Here is a 2275-nt window from a genome sequence, read left to right as displayed (position 1 = left end):
ATGTTTTTTTCCAGTTTAGATACTTCCAGCTTACCTACGTTTTCAATAGCGCCTTCAATATCTTTTATTGGCCTGCCTATACGTAATAAACCTTTTTGCAACATACGGCCAAGCGGCGAGTTATTATTGCGGCAAAGCGCTATGGCCGATTCCAGGTTGCCTGAATGAATGCTGGCACGTACCTGAACCATCAGATTGGCTTCATTTTTTGATGCTTTGCGTATAGTGAAATAACGTTCAAAAAATATCACTAAACCTAAAACTGCTAATACACCAATAGGTATCATTACCCAACCACCTTTTATCAGGAGGTCGCCAAAACGTAGTTCTTCGGGTTGTGTGGTTATGGGTTGTGTTACGTGGTTAGCGGTGTCAGCTATATGTTTCGCGGTATCTGCTATTTGCTGTAATAATAATAACGTCATTTCTTTGGGTTAATAAATTGCGTGTACGAGTCTTTTCTTAATTTTCCTGATTTTACTAATTTGATTCTAAAGGTTTCACCTTCCTGGTAGGTTGCAAAGCCACCAATAATTACCTTGATGAGCCTGCCAGTGCCGGGGCCGTTCAGCAGGCGGGCATCAATGCCAATGCTTTTATAATTTTGAACAGCAAGGTCACTCTTGGCCTGTGTTTTAAACGAACCGGCAAATATCACGTACTGTGGTTTGGCTGTAGTATCAGTATTGGCTACCGGTGTATTTAACGCTGGCTGTGGTTTAGAAATTGCCTTGGTCGGTGTATCCAATATCGGCGGTGCGGTTTTGGTAGTATCAGCAACAGGTGTATCTGCCTTTATGGAGCGCTCAGGTTTAGGCTCTTCAGTAGTTGATTTTATTGCTTGCTGCTTGCCAAACAATTCCGGTTTATATTTATAAATACCGAAAGCTGCTGCCGCGATAATTACAACCACAAGAAGTACAATTACCCAGGTATTTGATGAACGCTTAGGCTCTTCAAATACTTCCTGCTCTACATATTCTTCCACCGGTTGGCTAACGGTAGGGGCAGGAGTTGCTATTGGTTCGGGTATAACCACCGGCTCCGGTGCAGGTGCCGATAAGGTGAAAGGCAATGGTGGAGGAACCGGTTTTTCGGGTTCCTCATTTAGTTTTTTAAGCGCTATAGGCGCATAACCATAAAACTCAGGATCGTCGTTATGGTTATGATTGGGTTTAAAGGCAATTTGGCCATGACTGGTATAAAACCAACCCAGGTTGGCAAAGGGAACTTCTTTAGAGGCAACTTCCTGCTTTAAACCCGTAATGTATTTTTCTGTAAAGTATTTTGACGATGCCAGCGATATCTTTTTCTTTTCGGCAATGTGCTGTACCAGCGTATCGTCATCAAATGGTTCCGGATTAAATTGTATCTGGTAGCCCGGCGGATAAAACTGTTTTTCGGCATCATGGTAATAGCCATTTACACGCACCTGTGTAAAATAACCAAGACCGGGCACACCTATTTTGCCGTGCCGGTCTAACAGTTCACTTAAATAATTGGCTATATCCATTGGCTAAAAATACAGTTAATTATAAAACATCATAGGCTTAAAACGAAAACCCAACGCCGCCAAAGATATTAAATCCGTAGTTAGGATAGTACAACCAGTTTTGATAGCTGGTGCTTAAAATGTTATTAGCCTGTACAAATACCGATATTTTGTTGGTTGCCTTGTACTCCACGCCGCCGCTCAGGTCGGCAAAGGAAGCAATTGGTTTTTGAACAAATGATGTACCTGTTGCTGTAGTAGCTGATACCCTGTCTTGAGCTGATCCACGGAACAGTAATGAACCGGTGATGCTTAATTTGCTATCAATATGGATGGCGGTACCTGCGGTTAACAGAAACTTAGGTAAGTTCCAGGGTTGTGCTTCAGAGGCAAGCTGGTAATCCTTAGCCTCAACGCGACCAAAAATGTTGAAGTCGTCGCTGGCTTTAAAATCAAGTTCGCCATTAAACCCGTTAACGCGTGCTTTGCCATCATCATATATTACCGTAAACTTGTTCACTTCGGCATCAAAATTACTTACCAGCAATGGCATGTTCCTTACACTGTTACGGTATACGGATGCTTTAAAGCTCAGGCCAGGAGCCAATGTGCCTTTTAAACCCGCGCTGATATCTAAACGGTCAACTGAATTTTGGATATTGATGTTTTGACCAAGGAAAGGGTTGATGTAAGCCAGATCATGGATAGATGTTCTGTTGATATCGCCTTTGGCCTCAATAAACAAACGTACATATTTAGGGATCACTTGTACCTCTACTTTGG

At 42.5% G+C, this 2275-nt stretch carries 2 protein-coding genes and 1 pseudogene; all 3 read right to left on the bottom strand.

What is annotated here, in order from left to right:
* Positions 1–425: MotA/TolQ/ExbB proton channel family protein (locus AAGC65_RS01525; RefSeq protein WP_407940654.1), on the bottom strand; the 425-nt coding region annotated here is incomplete at its 3' end.
* Entirely contained in the window at positions 422–1513 is a 1092-nt protein-coding gene (locus AAGC65_RS01520; RefSeq protein WP_343110634.1) for a hypothetical protein, read from the bottom strand. The genes AAGC65_RS01525 and AAGC65_RS01520, both read right to left, overlap by 4 nt.
* Positions 1514–1550: 37 nt before the next feature.
* Positions 1551–2275: pseudogene (locus tag AAGC65_RS01515) on the bottom strand (hypothetical protein); the annotation flags it as partial.

Origin of the sequence: Mucilaginibacter sp. (assembly GCF_039207105.1) — a bacterium.
Classification (GTDB): Bacteria; Bacteroidota; Bacteroidia; order Sphingobacteriales; family Sphingobacteriaceae; genus Mucilaginibacter.
Note: the sequence above shows the minus strand (reverse complement) of the source record. Positions and strands in the feature narration are given on the sequence as shown.

Excerpts from the sequence above, each read along its gene's own strand:
- AAGC65_RS01520 (WP_343110634.1), bottom strand. The coding sequence starts at position 1,513 with ATGGATATAGCCAATTATTTAAGTGAACTGTTAGACCGGCACGGCAAA.